The organism is Pseudomonas nitroreducens, assembly GCF_024170165.1.
GTDB classification, from domain to species: Bacteria; Pseudomonadota; Gammaproteobacteria; order Pseudomonadales; family Pseudomonadaceae; genus Pseudomonas; species Pseudomonas nitroreducens_C.
Genome location: NZ_JALJXP010000019.1, coordinates 75,824 through 92,065, shown reverse-complemented (window position 1 = coordinate 92,065; position 16,242 = coordinate 75,824). Strand labels below are relative to the sequence as shown.

The window sequence follows — 16,242 nt, the reverse complement described above, 5'->3', positions numbered from 1 at the left end:
AGTTGCGCAGGTGCAATCGAAAATGGGCGGTTGCGCAACCTTGGAGTGCGTCGATGCAATACCGTCTGGAATACGCCGATCTGGCCCTGGTGCTGGCGCTGGTGCGGGGTGGCAGCCTTGCCCGTGCTGCGGAGTTGCTCGAGGTAGACGTCTCCACCGTGTTCCGCGCCGTGCGCCGGCTGGAGAAGGCGCTGGGCACCGCGCTGTTCGAGAAGGGCCGCAACGGCTACCTGGCCACGGCCACCGCACAGCAACTGGCGACCCAGGCGGAGCTGGCCGAACAGGCGCTGGAAGCGGCGCGCCTGGGGCTTGAGCAGGGCCACGACGTGCTCAGCGGCACCGTGCGCCTGACCTGTTCCGACACCGTGCTGCAAGGCCTGCTGCTGCCGGCCCTGGCGCGTTTCATGAAGCGCTACCCGGCGCTGAACCTGGAGCTGACCACCTCCAACGCCTTCGCCAACCTCAGCCGCCGCGACGCCGACATCGCCCTGCGCCTGACCAATGCGCCGCCGGAGCATCTGGTCGGACGCAAGCTGGGCGAGGTGCACTACGTCCTCTGTGCCCACCGCGACTATCTGGCCGAGCAGGGCGAGCGCCCCTGGCAGGACATGAGCTGGATCGCCCCGGACGACTTCCTGCCCGATCACTCCAGCGTCGCCTGGCGCCGCCAGGCCTTCCCGACGGTGCTGCCGGCCTACCGCTGCAACAGCATGCTCTCGGTGCTCGACCTGTGCCGCGCCGGGCTTGGGCTGGCCGCGCTGCCGGCTTTCCTGCTGCGCCCGGACGATGGGCTGCAGGTGCTGGAGCCGGAGCTGCCCGGCTGCAGCATCCATCTCTGGCTGCTGACCCGCCCGGACTGCCGGGCGCTGCGCGCAGTGGTGACACTGTTCGAGGAACTGGCCGGAAGCATTCGTCTGCCGGCCTGAATGAAAAGACCCCGCCGGGAAGCGGGGTCTTTTGTCTGTATCAGCCACTACCAGTGACGATAGTGTCCCGGCGGGCCGTAGTAGCCGGGGCCGTAATAGCGTGGTGGGCCGTAGTAGCGGGGCGGCCCGTAGTAACGCGGGCCGGGTACCACGACCACCGGGCGATAGACCGGCTGGTACACGGGTTGATAGACCGGCGCGGGCTGGTAGTACACCGGTTGCGGCGGGTAGTAGGCGACCGGGGGCGGCGGAGCGTAATAGGGCGCCGGCGCGGGTTGCGAGCCGGCGACCACTGCACCCCCGACGACGGCGCCGACCACCGCGCCGATCGCTGCGGCATCGGTGTTGCTGTTGGCCGCGGCCTGGCCGGCGAGGGCAAGGCCGGCGCAGAGCAGGGCGATCTGGGGGAGACGGTGAAGCATGATGCACCTCCTGAGGAACCCGGCGAGGAACCAGGTATCTATGAGACATCGGCCTCGAGAGAATCGTAACGCCGCCGGTGTAAAGGTTGTGTAAATGGCGCCGTACGGCTCTGCGACGGGCATTGCATGTATCAGCCTGCAATACATCCATCGCGCTGCCGCAGCCTTCGGGCTGGTAAGGTGGCGCCTTTCGCGTTTTTTCCATGAAGAACCAGGGAGACCTTCCATGCCCTTCAACCGAGTGACTCTCTTGTCGCTTCTTGCTGTCGCCGCGCTCGCCGGTTGCAGTTCCAAGGATTCCTCGTCCGATGCCGCCCAGCCGGCCGCGGACGATTCGTCGGCCATGACCGGCACCTGCAACGCCAAGGCGGTGCAATCGCTCATCGGCAAGGTCGTCAACCCGACCCTGACCGAGGAAGCCCGCCGCGACGCCGGTGCCAGCGTCGCCCGCGTGCTCACCCCGCACCAGCCGGTGACCATGGAATACAACTCGCAGCGCCTGAACATCGATGTCGATGACAATCAGGTGGTCAAGCAGGTTTCCTGCGGCTGAGTCCGGCCCTCGTCAACGGCCATGAAAAAGCCCCGCCTGCGCGGGGCTTTTTCATGGGGCGTCATCAGTCGTCCTTCGACGGTTTGGCGCTGGTTTCCAGGGCTTGGGTGGTCAGGGCGATACATTCCTTTTCATTCCCGGCGGCCTGCGCCTGCCTGGCCTTGTCGATGGCCTGCTGGAGCGCGGAGTTCTTGCCCTGGCTGACGTCCTGGTTGCCATCCTTGGCCTGCTCGCTGAGCAATTGCAGGTTGGCGGTGCAGAGGCTGTCGTCGGCAAAGGCCGGCAGGGCGAGCAGACCGGCCAGCAGGAGGGCGTACTTGATCATGCTTGTGACTCCAGGAATGGGATGAGGCCCGAAAGTAAAGGCCACACCGGCCGGCCCTCAACGGCGGGGCGGGGGTAATGGGCGGAGCTGGCGGACGCTGTGAAGTCGGTCCGCCTTCCCTGGGTATCTGCCGAGCATGAAAAAGCCCCGCCTGGGCGGGGCTTTTTCGTTTCCAGAGCCTATCAGCGGTTAGCGGGTTTGTGGATCACCCGCAGGGCCTGGGTGGTCTGGTTGACGCACTCCTCGTAGTTGCCGGCCTTTTTCGCCTCTTCCGCCTTGGCGATGTAGTCGTGGACGACGTTCACCTTCACGCCGCTGGCGTTGCTGCTGGCGGTCTTGAGAAAGTCGTTGAGCTGCTGCAGGTTACCGTCGCACAGGGCGCTGTCGGCGAAGGCCGGGACGGAAAACACCATGGCCAGGAGCAGGGCGTACTTTTTCATGCAGGTTCTCCTTGCATTTCGAATGCCGTATCGAAGAAATTCGAAATTACGTTAGCTTGCTAACAATCGACAAGGGTTCGCCCGGCGAATTCAATTTGTTTCTGACATCGATCAGACAATATGGGATGAACCAGCGTCGCTGGTCAGATCGCCCTGAGCTCACGTTTCAGAAGGCGCTGAACCTGCGTTCCAGTCCCTGGCTGCGGAACTGCTCGATGACGTAATCGACGAACACCCGCGTCTTCGCCGGCAGCAGTTTCTGCGCGGCGTAGTAGAGCGCCGTGTTGCCTGCGTCCACGTACCAGTCCGGCAGTACTCGCACCAGCCGGCCGCTGTCCAGGTAAGGCACGGCGTGCTGCATGCTCACCAGGGTCACGCCCAGCCCCATGAGCGCGGCGACGCAGGCCGCTTCCGGGTCGCTGAAGGTCATGCGCTCCTTCAGCGCGATCGGCGCCTGGGCCTGCTGGCGGTTGGTCAGCGGCCAGGGCCGCACGCGCCCGGTCTGCGGCGAGCGGATGCGGATGCCTTCGTGGCTGGGCAGGTCAGACGGGTAGCGGATCGCCGGGCGACCCTGGAGATAGGCTGGCGCGGCCAGCAGCACCAGGTGCGCCGGGCACAGCTTGCGTGCCACCACCCCAGGCGGCAGTTCGAAGCCGCCGCCGATGGCCGCGTCGAAGCCTTCGGCGATGAGGTCGACCTGGCGGTTGTCGAAGTGCCAGTCGGGGCGGATCGCCGGGTAGCGCCCGAGGAAGTCGCCCAGCAACGGCAGGATGTAGTCGCGACCGAACACCAGTCCCATGCTGACCTTCAGTGCACCGCTGGGCTGGCCGTCGGCGCTGGCCAGGTTGGCGATGGCGCTTTGCAGGCTGGCCAGGCCGCCGCTGGCTTCGTCGAGAAATCGTTCGCCGGATTCGGTCAGGGTCAGGCTGCGGGTACTACGCTGGAACAGCCGCACGCCCAGGTTGTTCTCCAGCCGCGCCACGTTCTTGCTCACCGCCGCCGGCGTCAGCCCCAGGTGTCGCGCGGCGGCGGCGAAGCTGCCGGCCTCGGCGCTGCGGACGAAGCATTCGATACTGATCAGGCTTTCCATGGGTGGTATTCCGGACGTTTGGTATCGACTGAATATAGCGATTACTGGCTACCGGGTCAGGAGTGCAAGCGCGAAACTGGCCCCGTCGAATTGACTCCCCCACTTGATTCCTGGAGACACGCAATGACCACTACACAAACCCACCAACCCCTCGCCGGTAAAGTCGCATTCGTACAGGGCGGTTCCCGCGGCATCGGCGCCGCCATCGTGCAGCGCCTGGCCCGTGAAGGCGCCGCTGTGGCCTTCACCTACGTCAGCTCGGCGCAGAAGGCCGAAGACCTCGCCGCCAGCATCCAGGCCGCCGGCGGCCGCGCCCTGGCGCTGAAGGCCGACAGCGGCGACGCCGCATCCGTGCAACAGGCCATCGACACCGCGGCCCAACGCCTGGGCGGCATCGACATCCTGGTGAACAACGCCGGCGTACTGGCCATCGCTCCGGTGGAAGAATTCAGCCTGGAAGACCTCGACCGCACCCTGGCAGTGAACGTGCGCAGCGTCTTCGTCGCCACCCAGGCCGCCGCACGGCACATGGGGCAGGGCGGACGCATCATCACCATCGGCAGCACCAACGCCGATCGCATGCCCTTTGGCGGTGGTGCCGTCTACGCCATGAGCAAGTCGGCCATCGTCGGCCTGACCAAGGGCCTGGCCCGTGACCTCGGCCCGCGCGGTATCACCGTGAACAACGTGCAACCCGGCCCGGTGGACACCGACATGAACCCGGCCGACAGCGATTTCGCGGCCTCGCTGATGGACCTGATGGCGGTCGGCCGTTATGGCCGTGCGGAAGAGATCGCCGCCTTCGTCGCCCACCTGGCCGGTCCGGAAGCGGGCTACATCACCGGTGCCAGCCTGACCATCGACGGCGGCTTCGGGGCCTGATCGACTTTTGGTAAAGACGGCGCGGCCGGGCTCAGGCCCGGTCGCGACTCTGGATGTTCCAGTGCCCGGAGGTGGCGGCGAGTTTTTCCGAGAGCATCTCCACCTGTTCATAGAGGCGCAGGGTGAGCCAGTAGAAGCCCTGCTTCTCGAAGGAGTCGGTCAGGTTGTGCGGCCGCACCGGGAGATTTTCCAGGCCCTGGCAGGCCTGCACCAGCTTGCTGGTGCGACTGAACTTGAGGGCATGGGCCGATTGCAGCAGCAGGCGGCCGATGATCTGCCGGTGCGAGTCGAGGCTGGCCGGCACCGGTTCTATCTCCCCGGCTTCGGCGGCGAACTGCCGGGAGGCGATCAGCGATTCCAGGGTACCCATGATCGCGCGGTGGATACGCTGGAGCATCTCCAGCTCGCGCAGCGGCATGCCGGTCTCCCGCGACACCGGCCCCAGGTGCGCGCGTGACGCCACCAGGCGGTGGTCCAGCTCTTCCAGCTGGCGGGCGAAATGGTCGGCGGTGAAGTCGTGGTTGGATGACAACTGCCCGTACATCCGCGCGCAGGCCCGCAGGTTGTCCGAGAGCAGGTAGCGCCAGACGTAGACCGCCCGCAGCGGGTAGATCTGCGAGAACAGCAGGGCCAGCGCGACACCGATCAGCACGTTGGCTGAACGCCACAGCCCTTCGGTGAACCCCGTCTCACCGGGGCCGGCGACAATGCACATGGTTATTCCCGCCAGCAGCGCGACGTAGCCGGGGCGGCGAATCGCATAGAAGGCCGAGGCCGCACCCAGCACCGACATGGCCAGGTAGGTGAGGGTGAGCGAACGGGTCTGGTCGTAGATCGCGATCACGCACAACCCCAGCGCCGCGCCGACCAGGGTGCCCATCACCCGCTCGTAGGACTTGCCGCGGATCGTCCCCTGGTGCACCAGCCCGCCCATCACCACCAGCACTGTCACCGAGGCCCAGAGACCATGGGGTAATTTCAGCGCACTGGTCAGCAGCATCGAGGCGAGCAGCGCGAGGCCGACGCGCACGCAGTGAATCCAGGCGGCGTAGCGGTAGCGGGTGTAGGGGTTGGCCAGGCGGCGGAACGGCAGGGTAAGGATCGAGGGTTGCTTCGCCAAGGGAAGCGGCTCCTGTGCGGGCGGTGGCGATGCTGCAAGGTTAGTCGCTCCCGGCCCGTATGGGCGGCCCTGGATCAATCCCACGGTTATTGCTGGCCGACGAAGTAGTAATCGCGCTCGCCCACGCGGAAGTGCTGCAGCACGCTCAGCGGCGCCTGCGGCACCGTCGTGCTTTCCAGCAGGGCGATGTGTTCGTCCGGCTGGCCGAGGAAGTTCGTCAGCTCCTCGCGGGTCTGAAGTGCCGGCAGCAGGCTGCGGCTGTAGAACACGCTGGCACCGGCGAGGCGCTCGCTGGGCTGGAACAGCGCCACCTGACGCCCGGCCATCTGGTGCTGGCGAATCCGCTCGGTCAGCGGCAGGAAGGATTCCTTCTGGTCGGCGCGGGGTTCGACCCAGATCGCGTAGCCCAGGTAGCAGACGGGGACCAGCAAGGCCAGGAACACCGCGGCGTGGCGCATCCTTTGCGAGGTCCGGGCATGCCAGCGCGACAGCAGGACATGCGCATATTCGGCGGCGATCACCGCGGCGGCCGGGGCCAGCGCCATCAGGTAGACCATGCGCTTGCTGGAGGCGAGGGTCAGCAGGGCGAACTGCGCCGCCAGCCACAGGACGAAGAACAGCAGGTAGCGGTCCTGCACCAGCTGTTTACGGAAGTGCCAGAGGCCGAGGTAGAGCAGGATGTTCCATGGCAGGAAGGCCTGCGGCAGACGGATCAGGTAGTAGTAGAAGGGTTCGAAGTGCCCGGCTTCGCTGAACGAGCCGCTGAAGCGTCCGACGCTGTTGGTCCAGAGGATTTCCTGCAACGCCAGGCTGCCGCCGTCGCGGTAGAGGAACAGCAGCCAGACCAGCAGCGGTACCAGTCCCGGCAGCGTCCACAGCAGCGGGCGCAGCCAGGAGGCAACTTGCAGCCGGCGCTGCTTCAGGCTGTCGCACAGCAGGCAGGCGAAGATCACCACCCCTGGCAGTGCCAGCCCCAGTACGCCCTTGCTCAGGGTGGAGATGGCGATCCCCAGGGCGAATGCCAGCCAATCCCGGATACGCCCCGGCGGTTTGAGCCAGGCCTGCAGGAAGGACAGCAACGCCAGGGTCACGCCCAGGGTGAGCAGGGCGTCTTCGCCCACCTGGCGGGCATTGGCCCAGAAACTGGCCAGGGTCATCAGCATGAGCGCGGCGAGCAACGCCAGCGTTGCCGGCCGGCCGATGCGCCGGAGTGTGCCGTAGAGCAGCAGCACGCTGAACAACCCGGCGAGCGCCGAGGCCAGCCTGACGGCAAAAGTGGTGGGGCCGGACAGGCGGATGGCGGTGACGTCCAGCCACAGGCTAAGCGGCGGTTTCTCCAGGAACGGCACGCCGTTCAGGCGCGGCGTCACCCAGTCGCCGTCCAGGTGCATTGCCATCGCGATGCCGGCCACTCGCGGTTCGGTGGAACCCTGCAATTGATGATTGCCCAGCGCGCAGAAGAACAGCAGGCCGCCCAGCACGAGCAGAAGGATAAGGTGACGGCGTGGCTGGGGCATGGCGGGTCCGGGGTGGGGCTTGTTGCCTGCAGGTATAGGCGACATTTCGTTAACGCGGAATTAACCTTGGCGGTGCTTCACTGCATCCCTCGCCCGGTATTCCCCTGGGGGTTGCCATGTCCGCTCGCCTGCCTGCGTCCCGTCCTGCCTTCCTGCGCCGTCGCTACCTGCTGCTGGCGCTGGCGGTGCTGATCCTGGTGGTTGTCTGCCTGGCGGGGTTCATGGCGCTGGTGCCGCCGTCGCCCTACACGCCGCTGGCCGAGCAGAACCCTGCCAAGGTCACGTTGCTGGCGCTGGGCGACCAGGGCAGCGGCGACCTGCAGCAATGGCGTGTGGCCGAGGGCATGGAGCGGGTGGCCGAGAACGAAGGCGGGCTGAACATGGTCCTGCTGCTGGGCGATAACTTCTACGGCAAGGCCCTGAGTGGCGTCGACGACCCGGCCTGGCAGCTCAAGTTCGAGCGCGTCTACCACGGACGCTGGCTCAGCCACGTGCCTTTCTACGCGGTGCTGGGCAACCACGACTACCCCGATTCCGCCGCCGTCGAACTGGACTACGCACGCCAGCGCGTGGGTTCCACCCGTTGGCAGATGCCGGCGCCTTTCTACACCCGTGATTTCGGTGAAGTGGCGGGGCGCCCGCTGCTGCGTGCGGTGTTCCTGGATACTTCCGAGGATGCTGCCGGGCGCCTGCGCCAGGCGGACTTCCTGGAGCGGGCCTTCAGCCGGCCGGGTGCTGCCCCGTTGTGGAAGATGGTGGTAGCGCACCACGCGATTCGCAGCAGCGGCGGCAAGCACGGCGACGATACCCAGCTGCTGCAGCAATTGTTGCCGGCGATGCAGCGCAGTGGCGTGGACCTTTACCTGTCCGGCCATGAGCACAATCAGGAAGTGGTGGTCCGTCCCGGCGAGCCGGCCTGGCTGGTATCCGGCGGTGGTGGCCAGAGCCTGGATGGGCTCAGGTCCGGTGCGCCAGCCGAGGACACGCTGTTCGCCGCCGAACAGCATGGCTTCGCCAGGCTGGCATTCACCGCGCAGGGCCTGCGGCTGACTTACTATGATCCCGAGGGCAGGCGCGAGCAGGGCTTCCTCTGGGCGCGGGACTGCCCGTGGATGGCCGAGGGCTGTCTGAAGCCGGACGACACGGCGCAGTTGGCGACGAACAGGGCCACTGGCCAGTAGTTGCAGCAGGGGGTATTTCGTTAGAATCCCGGACTTTTGCGTGCCTGGACCGCGAGAGTCCAACAGAGAGCCCCCATGCTTGCCGGTAGTTACGATCCCTCCCTTGTCCTGATTTCGCTGTGCGTCGCCATGCTGGCGTCCTACACCGCCCTGGACCTGGCCGGGCGCATCGCGACCACCCGCGGCTGGCCGGTGCTGCTGTGGATCGGTGGCGGTGGGGTGGCCATGGGCATCGGCGTGTGGTCGATGCACTTCATCGGCATGCTCGCCTTCAGCCTGCCTATCCCGCTGGGCTACGACCTCACCCTGACGCTGCTGTCGCTGGCCATTGCCGTGCTCAGCTCGGGCTTCGCCCTGGCACTGGTCAGCCAGGACCGCCTGCCGCTCTGGCAACTGGTCTGTGGCGCCCTGGCCATGGGCGCCGGGATCAGCTGCATGCACTACCTGGGCATGTACGCGATGCTGATGCAGCCGGGTATCGACTACGACCCGACGCTGTTCGGCCTGTCCCTGCTGATCGCCGTGGCGGCTTCCGGCGCCGCCCTGTGGATCGCCTTCAAGCTGCGGCATAACACTCCCTTCGTGCGCCTGGCCCGCGGTGGTGCAGCGCTGGTGATGGGTGTGGCCATCGTCGGCATGCACTACACCGGCATGGCCGCCGCGCGTTTCCCCGAGGGCAGCTTCTGTGGCGCATCGCCCAGCGGGCTGAACAGCGACTGGCTGGCGCTGCTGATCATCATCGTCACCCTGGCGGTGATCGGCATCGCGCTGCTCACCTCGGTGCTGGACGCACGCCTGGAGTCGCGCACGGCGCAGCTCACTTCGTCGCTGGCCCAGGCCAACCAGGAGCTGACCCAGCTCGCCCTGCACGACAACCTCACGCGCCTGCCCAACCGAATCCTGCTGGAAGACCGCATCGAGCAGATGATCGGCAAGGTGCAGCGCAGCGGCGGGCACTTCGCGCTGATGTTCCTCGACCTCGACGGCTTCAAGCCGGTCAACGACGCCTTCGGCCACCATGTCGGCGACCTGTTGCTCAAGGCTGTGGCCCAGCGCCTGCGTGACAGCCTGCGCAGCGAAGACACCGTGGCGCGCATCGGCGGCGACGAATTCGTGGTGCTCGCCGAGCTGGCCGAGGCCGAGGACGCGGTGACCGTCGCTGGCCAGCAGATCAGCCTGCTGGCGCAGCCGTTCCAGGTGGCCGGCCAGGAGCTGCGCATCGCGGCCAGCATCGGCATCGTGGTCTATCCCGGCGACGGTGCCAGCCAGCATGAACTGCTGCGCAACGCCGACGCGGCGATGTACCACGCCAAGGGCAACGGCAAGAACGGCTACAGCTTCTTCGAGCAATCGATGAACACCAACGCGCGCAATCACCTGCAGCTGCTGCACGACCTGCGTGCGGCCCTGGAGCGCCGCGAGTTCACCCTGCATTACCAGCCCAAGTTCGCCGCCAGCGGCGAGCCCATCGGCGCCGAGGCGCTGCTGCGCTGGCAGCATCCGCAGCGTGGCCTGCTGATGCCCGACACCTTCATCGCCCTGGCCGAGCGCACCGGTCTGATCATCCCCATCGGCGACTGGGTGCTGGACGAGGCCTGCCGGCAGATGCGCCAGTGGTACCTGCAGGGGCATGAAAGCTGGCGCGTGGCGGTAAACCTCTCGGCGCTGCAGTTCTGCCATGCCGCCCTGGTGGATTCCGTAGCCGATGCGCTGCAGCGCCACCAGTTGCCGGCGCGTTGCCTGACCCTTGAGATCACCGAGACCACCGCCATGCGCGACGCGGATTCCAGCCTGGAAATCCTCGGCAGGCTGTCGGACATGGGTGTCGACCTGTCCATCGACGACTTCGGCACCGGCTACTCCAGCCTGCTGTATCTCAAGCGCCTGCCGGCCAACGAGCTGAAGATCGACCGCGGCTTCGTCCGCGACCTGGAGCAGGACAGCGACGACGCCGCCATCGTGTCGGCCATCGTCGCCCTCGGCCAGGCGCTGGATCTGCGCATTGTTGCCGAAGGGGTGGAAACCTCGGGCCAGCAGAACTTCCTCACCCGCCTGGGATGCGACTCGCTGCAGGGCTTCCTGCTTGGCAAACCGGTGCCGGCCGAGCAGTTCCTCGAGCGCCTCAGCGCCCCGGCCTGAGGCCGTCAGTACTCCGGTGCCACGGCCGCCAGTTGTGCGCACAGCTCACGCAACTGCTCGCACAGGCTGCGCCCGGCGCTGCCCAGCTCCGGGCGGGCGTAGAGCGCCAGTTCAAGCCCTTCGATGGGCGCGAAGCCTTCCTCGGCGGTCAGCACGCGGTGGCCGTCGTGGCGGCCGCGCAGCGGTAGCAGGCTGACGCCCATGCCCGCTGCCACCGCCGCTGACAGGCTCGCCAGGCTGGCGCTGCTGTAGCTGATGCGCCAGCGCCGGCCGCTGGCTTCCAGGGCGTGGATCATCTCCTGGCGATACAACGCCCCCAGCGGGAACACCACCAGCGGCAGCGGATCACGCGCGGCGGCCGGCGTGGCGGCGCTGTCCTGCCAGGCCAGGGGTTCGGGCCAGTGGGCGAGGCAGTCGCTGTCCGCGCCCCATTGCTTGACCAGCGCCAGGTCCAGCTCGCCACTGCGGTACTGGCGCAGCAACTCCTGGCTGAGGCCGCTGGAGACTTCCAGGCGCAGCCGCGGGCGTTCCGCGCTGAAGGCTGCCAGCAGCGGCATCATCCGTTCGCCGGCGAAGTCCTCCGGCATGCCCAGGCGCAGCACGCCCTCGCTGTGCTCGCTGCTCAGCGCTTCACGCGCCTCCGAACCCAGTTCGAGGATGCGTCGCGCATAGCCCAGCAGCTGTTCGCCCTGTTCGGTGGGCAGCACCTGGCGCTGGCTGCGATCCAGCAGGCGGCAGTCCAGGCTCTGCTCCAGGCGCAGGATCTGCTGGCTGACGGTGGACTGGGTGAGGTGCAGCAGCTCGGCGGCGCGGGTGAAGTTGCCGGCGTCCACCACCATCACGAAGCTGCGCAGCAGGTTGGGATCAAGCATTTCGTTTCCCACTGGAAGTCATGTTTCTATTTAATTTCAGCATAGAACATCCCTTCGTCATACTGCCGGCGTTGATTCGAGGCACGACAGCCAACACGGGGAAGCGCCACATGGACATGCCAACTGTTCAGACCGAGCAGGCTATTCAGACCGAGGCTGTGCACAGCCGCGCCGCTGCGGATGCGTTGCTGGGCGCTGCCAGCGCGGGCCGCGAAGCCGAGGTGGCGACGCTGCTGGCACGCGGCGTACCGGTGGACGTGGCAGACGGGCAGGGCAATACGCCGCTGCTGCTGGCCACCGCGCACAATCGCGTGGCAGTCGCGCGGCTGCTGATTGCCGCCGGCGCCGACGTCAACCGGCAGAACCGCATCCACGACAGCGCCTACCTGCTGGCCGGTGCGGCGGGGCGCCTGGAAATACTCCAGCTCACCCTGGCCCACGGCGCCGACCTGCGCAGCACCAACCGCTACGGCGGCACGGCGCTGATCCCGGCTTGCGAGCGCGGCCATGTGGAGGTGGTGGCGACGCTGCTCAAGGCCGGCGTCGATCCCGATCACGTCAACAAGCTGGGCTGGACCGGGCTGCTCGAAGCCATCCTGCTCAGCGACGGCGGCCCGCGTCACCAGGCCATCGTCAAGCAACTCATCGAAGCCGGGGCGAACCTGAACCTGGCCGACAACGACGGCATTACGCCGCTGCAACACGCCCGCCAGCGCAACCAGACCACCATCGCCAGGATGCTGGAAGTCGCCGGCGCGCATTGATCTACTGGAAACTGCCATGTCACACGAAGTCTTCATGCGCGAGGCCCTGCAACTGGCCCGCGACAACATCCAGGCCGGCGGCCGCCCGTTCGGCGCCGTGCTGGTCAAGGACGGCCGGGTGATCGCCCGCGCCGCCAATTCCATCCATGTGGATTTCGACCCCACCGCCCACGCCGAACTGCTGGCGATCCGCCGGGCCTCGGCGGTGCTGGGCCTGTCGCGGCTGGACGGCTGCGTGATCTACGCCAGCGGCCACCCGTGCCCGATGTGCCTGGCAGCCATGCACCTGTGCGGCGTCGAGGGCGCGTACTTCGCCTACTCCAATGACGATGGCGAGCCGTTCGGGCTGTCGACTGCCGTGGTGTACCAGCAGATGACCCAGCCGCCGCAGTGGCAGGCGGTACCGCTGCGGGTTCTGCGTCCGAGCGGTGAAGAGGGTCTTTACAACCATTGGCAGGAGCAGCGCTCGTGAGCCGCGGCATGACCCTGCCGGCGCAGGGCGAAGCGGCGGAGCAGAGCAGCCACGCCGGCTGGATCGGCCTGCTGGTGATAGTCGCGCTGGGCATCAACCTGCGGCCGATCCTCACCTCCATCGGCCCGCTGCTGGCCGATATCCACCACGCCACCGGCCTGGGCTTCCAGGGCCTGTCGATGCTGACGGTGCTGCCGGTACTGTGCATGGGCCTGTTCGCCCTGGGCCTGCCCTGGGTCGGCCCGCGCCTGGGCGAGAGCCGCGGCATGGTGCTCGGCCTGCTGGCCATCGGCGCGGCCTGCTTCTGGCGGCTGCTGCTGGACAGCGGCTTCGCGCTGATCGCCAGCGCGGTGCTGGCGGGCTGCGGTGTGGCGGTGATCCAGGCGTTCGTGCCGGGCGTGATCAAGCGCTGGTTCCCGCACAAGGTGCCGTCCGCCATGGGCCTGTACTCGGCCTCGCTGATGGCCGGCGGCGGAAGCGCGGCGGTACTCGCCCCCGTGGTGTCGGAGCACTTCCACCGCTGGCAGGACGGCCTCGGCGCCTGGCTGTTGCTGGCTGTCGTCGGCCTGCTGCTGTGGTCCGTCGCCCGCCCGCGCGAGACGCCGGTGGCCACGCTGCCCCGGCAGAAGGTGCAGCACTATTTCGGCAGCCGCCGCGCCTGGCTGCTGGCCCTGTACTTCGGCCTGATCAACGGCGGCTACACCAGCATGGTGGCCTGGCTGCCGGTGTATTACCGCCAGCTCGGCTGGACGGCCCAGGCCAGCGGCCAGCTGATCGGCCTGATGACCATCTTCCAGGTGATCGCCGCGCTGACCATCCCGCTGCTGATTCGCCGTTCGCTGGACCGTCGTGGCTGGCTGTGCCTGTGCCTGCTGATCCAGCTCGCCGGCTTTATCGGATTGATCTGCGCGCCGTTGCACCTGCCGGGCATCTGGGTGGCGATGATCGGCTACGGCCTGGGCGCGTGCTTTGCCCTGAGCCTGACCCTGACCCTGGATCACCTCGCCGATGCCGGCGCGGCCGGGCGCCTGGCGGCCTTCGTGCAGGGCATCGGCTTCATCGTCACCGGCATCGTGCCCTACGTCACCGGCTGGCTGCGCGACAGCACCGGCAGCTTCCAGGCGTCCTGGGTTTTGCTCGCGGTTTCAGTGGTGCTGATGCTGGGCGTGACCTTGCGCTTCTCGCCCAAGGGGTATGCGCGGGCGATGGAGCGATAGGCGAGGTTCGGCGTTGTCGGATACCCATCGCGGACGGAGTCCGCTCCTACGAAAGGTGAAGACCTGTGTAGGAGCGGACTTCGTCCGCGATCGTTTCAGGCGCGTGACAGGGTCAGACCGACGTAGCGATATAGATGCGGTAGGCGATGATCGACAGCATGCTCAGCGTGCCGACCCACATCAGGAACACGCCCACCGGGCGCTGGCGGATGGTGAAGCCGATGCCCAGCATGAACATGCCGAAGACGATGATGCCGAGGGTGATGAAGAGGGACGTGGGGTCCAGCGGGATGAAATGGGCAGTGGCGTCCACGGCATGTCCTTGTCTGAAAGATCCGATATGGAAAGTCTAGGCCAGAGCAGGACCGAACTCCTTTGATCCCTGGCAAGCCGCTCGGGATCATAGCGACCCGGAGCGCTCAGCCCAAGCTCAGGTCTCCAGCAGGAGCCGGCCCTTGTCTGTGAGGGCAAGCTGAAGGCCGCGCCGTTCGGCGAATCCGAGGTGAATCAGCAGTCGTTTCAGCGCAGGGTGGATGACGTCGCCGCGCCTGATGCCGCGAAGCAGCTGGCACAGTTCGGCGTCACGGGTGGGTGATGGACTTTTCTCGACCTCTTTGTTGAGCACTGAGCGGGCTTCCCTGATTCCTGATGTCAGTGAATTCTGAATTCGAATCAGCTTCAGCTTATTTTCGTTTGCTATCGGAAAATACTGATCGATATCCAGGTTTCTGACAGATTCTCGAACTCACTTCCCTGGGCGCGTGCCTTGGTGCGGCAGAAAGTGACGGCTTGCGCGGGAAATCCACGGCGGCGGGCATAAAAAAGCCCCGCGGTCCGGAGCGTCAGACCGCAGGGCCAGAAGGTCGGGAGATTCCCGACCGGGGAGGACCGATCAGGCCGCCGGCGTCGGCTGCCAGCCGCCGCCAAGGGCCTTGTAGATCGCCACGATGCCGCGGTACACGTCGACTTCCGCCAGGGCCTGGGCATCCTCGGCGGCCAGCTGTTCGCGTTCGGCGTCCAGCAGGTTGAGGAAGTCCACGGTGCCCTCGCGGTACTGCAGGCCGGCTTGTTGCGCGGCGTTGCGGCTGGCTTCGGACTGGCGCACCAGCGACACCAGGCGCTGCTGGCGCTTGCCGTAGTCGCTGAAGGCGTTCGACGACTCTTCCAGGGCCAGCAGGACCTGCTGCTCGTACGTCGCCAGGGCGCCGTCGGCGTCGGCCTTGGAGGAGCGCAGGCGGGCCCGCACGCTGCCCAGGTCGAAGGCCGCCCAGGTGATGCTCGGGGCCACGCCCCAGGCGCTGGCGGCGGAGGAGCCGATCTGCGAACCACGGCCGGCGGTGTAGCCGAGGAAGCCGCCGAGGCTGACTTTCGGGAACAGGTCGGCGGTGGCTACGCCGACATCCGCGGTGGCGGCCGCCAGGCGACGTTCGGCAGAAGCGACGTCCGGCCGGCGGCGCAGCAGCTCGCCCGGATCGCCAATCGGCAGGGCCTTGGCGATGGCCGGCAGTTTCTTCGGCGACAGGTCCACGCTCAGCGCATCCGGGCGCTGGCCGAGGAGGGTGGCGATGCGGTTGCGCTGGCGCACTTCCTCGGCCTGCAGTTGCGGCACGCTGGCTTCGGTGGAGGCCAGGCGCGCTTCGGCGCGCTGCACGTCCAGCTCGCTGCCGACACCGGCGTCGCGCAGCTGGATGGTCAGGTCGCGGGACTCACGCTGGTTGTCCAGGTTGCTTTTGGCAATGCTCTCGCGCAGTTGCGCGCCGCGCAGCTGTCCATAGGCATCGGCCAGCTCGGCGATCAGGCTGACCTGCAACTGCTGCAGGTCGGCAACTATGGCTTCGCTCTGCGCGTCGCTGGATTCCAGCTGGCGACGCACGCGGCCGAACAGGTCGACTTCCCAGATCATGTCCAGGCCCAGGTCGTAGCGCTCCTGGTTCACCCGGTCCTCGGTCTGGCCGGGCACCTGGCCCTTGCCAACCTGGCCTTCGGCGCGGCTGGTGACCGTGGGGAAACGGTCATTCGCCACATCGTCGCGGATCGCCCGCGAAGCCAGCACGCGGGCATAGGCCACGCGCAGCTCGCGGTTTTCCTTGAGGGACTGGTCGACCAGCTGGGTCAGCACCGGGTCGTCGAACTGCTTCCACCAGGCGTCTTCGAAACGGGTGCGGTCGTAGTTCTGTGCCTGGGTGTTGCTGTCCAGCTGCGCCGGCGCGGTGTCCGGCTTGTGGTAGTCGGGGCCGACCATGCACGCGCTGAGGGCCAGCGCGAGCAGGGAGGGGACGAACAGTTTCACGGCACTCTTGCTTACCGCACGGATGGTCATGA

At 67.1% G+C, this 16,242-nt stretch carries 18 protein-coding genes; 8 read left to right on the top strand and 10 right to left on the bottom strand.

The genetic code is table 11. The features are described 5' to 3' along the window. Positions 1 to 53: 53 nt before the first annotated feature. Positions 54 to 926 (top strand): LysR family transcriptional regulator, encoded by an 873-nt coding sequence (locus J2T47_RS28000; protein WP_192382988.1) that lies wholly within the window; start codon positions 54 to 56, stop codon positions 924 to 926. 47 nt (positions 927 to 973) lie between these two features. On the opposite strand, the gene J2T47_RS27995 is transcribed toward J2T47_RS28000, so the two are convergent. Next, entirely contained in the window at positions 974 to 1,348 is a 375-nt protein-coding gene (locus J2T47_RS27995; RefSeq protein WP_024762291.1) for a hypothetical protein, read from the bottom strand. Between the two features lie 226 nt (positions 1,349 to 1,574). Between J2T47_RS27995 and J2T47_RS27990 the strand changes: the two genes are divergently transcribed. Continuing rightward, positions 1,575 to 1,901 (top strand): I78 family peptidase inhibitor, encoded by a 327-nt coding sequence (locus tag J2T47_RS27990; RefSeq protein ID WP_253453869.1) that lies wholly within the window; start codon positions 1,575 to 1,577, stop codon positions 1,899 to 1,901. Positions 1,902 to 1,965: 64 nt separating this feature from the next. Here J2T47_RS27990 and J2T47_RS27985 read toward each other — a convergent pair whose 3' ends face one another. The 3 genes from J2T47_RS27985 to J2T47_RS27975 all read right to left on the bottom strand — a co-directional run bounded on the left by J2T47_RS27985 (position 1,966) and on the right by J2T47_RS27975 (position 3,756). After that, positions 1,966 to 2,226, bottom strand: coding sequence for a hypothetical protein (locus J2T47_RS27985; RefSeq protein WP_253453867.1), 261 nt, complete (start codon positions 2,224 to 2,226; stop codon positions 1,966 to 1,968). A gap of 182 nt (positions 2,227 to 2,408) precedes the next feature. Beyond that, positions 2,409 to 2,666, bottom strand: coding sequence for a hypothetical protein (locus J2T47_RS27980; protein ID WP_253453865.1), 258 nt, complete (start codon positions 2,664 to 2,666; stop codon positions 2,409 to 2,411). Positions 2,667 to 2,832: 166 nt separating this feature from the next. Continuing rightward, a complete protein-coding gene (locus J2T47_RS27975; protein ID WP_253453862.1) occupies positions 2,833 to 3,756 on the bottom strand; it encodes a LysR family transcriptional regulator in 924 nt (307 codons plus the stop codon). A 123-nt stretch (positions 3,757 to 3,879) separates the two neighbouring features. Between J2T47_RS27975 and J2T47_RS27970 the strand changes: the two genes are divergently transcribed. Beyond that, a complete protein-coding gene (locus J2T47_RS27970; protein WP_253453860.1) occupies positions 3,880 to 4,638 on the top strand; it encodes a 3-oxoacyl-ACP reductase family protein in 759 nt (252 codons plus the stop codon). A gap of 31 nt (positions 4,639 to 4,669) precedes the next feature. On the opposite strand, the gene J2T47_RS27965 is transcribed toward J2T47_RS27970, so the two are convergent. Both J2T47_RS27965 and J2T47_RS27960 read right to left on the bottom strand, forming a co-directional pair. Beyond that, positions 4,670 to 5,758: an FUSC family protein gene (locus J2T47_RS27965; protein WP_253453858.1), complete on the bottom strand. Its 1,089-nt coding sequence runs from the start codon at positions 5,756 to 5,758 to the stop codon at positions 4,670 to 4,672. 86 nt (positions 5,759 to 5,844) lie between these two features. Then, complete coding sequence (locus J2T47_RS27960; protein WP_253453856.1) at positions 5,845 to 7,275, bottom strand: ArnT family glycosyltransferase; 1,431 nt, start codon at positions 7,273 to 7,275, stop codon at positions 5,845 to 5,847. Between the two features lie 116 nt (positions 7,276 to 7,391). Between J2T47_RS27960 and J2T47_RS27955 the strand changes: the two genes are divergently transcribed. Together J2T47_RS27955 and J2T47_RS27950 are read left to right on the top strand one after the other, a co-directional pair. Next, positions 7,392 to 8,456, top strand: coding sequence for a metallophosphoesterase (locus J2T47_RS27955; protein WP_253453854.1), 1,065 nt, complete (start codon positions 7,392 to 7,394; stop codon positions 8,454 to 8,456). Positions 8,457 to 8,531: 75 nt separating this feature from the next. Next, the gene (locus tag J2T47_RS27950; protein ID WP_253453852.1) at positions 8,532 to 10,595 is read left to right on the top strand and encodes a putative bifunctional diguanylate cyclase/phosphodiesterase; all 2,064 of its coding nucleotides are present in this window, start codon (positions 8,532 to 8,534) and stop codon (positions 10,593 to 10,595) included. 5 nt (positions 10,596 to 10,600) lie between these two features. On the opposite strand, the gene J2T47_RS27945 is transcribed toward J2T47_RS27950, so the two are convergent. Then, a complete protein-coding gene (locus J2T47_RS27945) occupies positions 10,601 to 11,467 on the bottom strand; it encodes a LysR substrate-binding domain-containing protein (RefSeq protein WP_253453850.1) in 867 nt (288 codons plus the stop codon). A 116-nt stretch (positions 11,468 to 11,583) separates the two neighbouring features. Here J2T47_RS27945 and J2T47_RS27940 point away from each other — a divergent pair, with 116 nt between their 5' ends. From J2T47_RS27940 to J2T47_RS27930, 3 genes are read left to right on the top strand one after another with little or no spacing between them, the layout of a single operon-like run. After that, on the top strand, positions 11,584 to 12,231 hold the full coding sequence (locus J2T47_RS27940; RefSeq protein ID WP_253453920.1) for an ankyrin repeat domain-containing protein: 648 nt from the start codon (positions 11,584 to 11,586) through the stop codon (positions 12,229 to 12,231). Between the two features lie 16 nt (positions 12,232 to 12,247). After that, complete coding sequence (locus J2T47_RS27935) at positions 12,248 to 12,703, top strand: nucleoside deaminase (RefSeq protein ID WP_253453848.1); 456 nt, start codon at positions 12,248 to 12,250, stop codon at positions 12,701 to 12,703. 8 nt (positions 12,704 to 12,711) lie between these two features. Then, positions 12,712 to 13,920 (top strand): CynX/NimT family MFS transporter, encoded by a 1,209-nt coding sequence (locus J2T47_RS27930; RefSeq protein ID WP_253453918.1) that lies wholly within the window; start codon positions 12,712 to 12,714, stop codon positions 13,918 to 13,920. 112 nt (positions 13,921 to 14,032) lie between these two features. Here the strand turns inward: J2T47_RS27930 and J2T47_RS27925 are convergent, their stop codons facing one another. From J2T47_RS27925 to J2T47_RS27915, 3 genes are all read right to left on the bottom strand, one after another. Beyond that, entirely contained in the window at positions 14,033 to 14,233 is a 201-nt protein-coding gene (locus tag J2T47_RS27925; RefSeq protein ID WP_045207810.1) for a hypothetical protein, read from the bottom strand. Between the two features lie 117 nt (positions 14,234 to 14,350). Continuing rightward, positions 14,351 to 14,545, bottom strand: a complete 195-nt coding sequence (locus J2T47_RS27920; protein ID WP_253453846.1) for a hypothetical protein — start codon at positions 14,543 to 14,545, stop codon at positions 14,351 to 14,353. Positions 14,546 to 14,812: 267 nt separating this feature from the next. Beyond that, positions 14,813 to 16,240 carry an efflux transporter outer membrane subunit gene (locus tag J2T47_RS27915; protein ID WP_437181023.1) on the bottom strand — a complete coding sequence of 476 codons (1,428 nt, stop codon included), beginning with the start codon at positions 16,238 to 16,240 and terminating at the stop codon, positions 14,813 to 14,815. Positions 16,241 to 16,242: the final 2 nt, after the last annotated feature.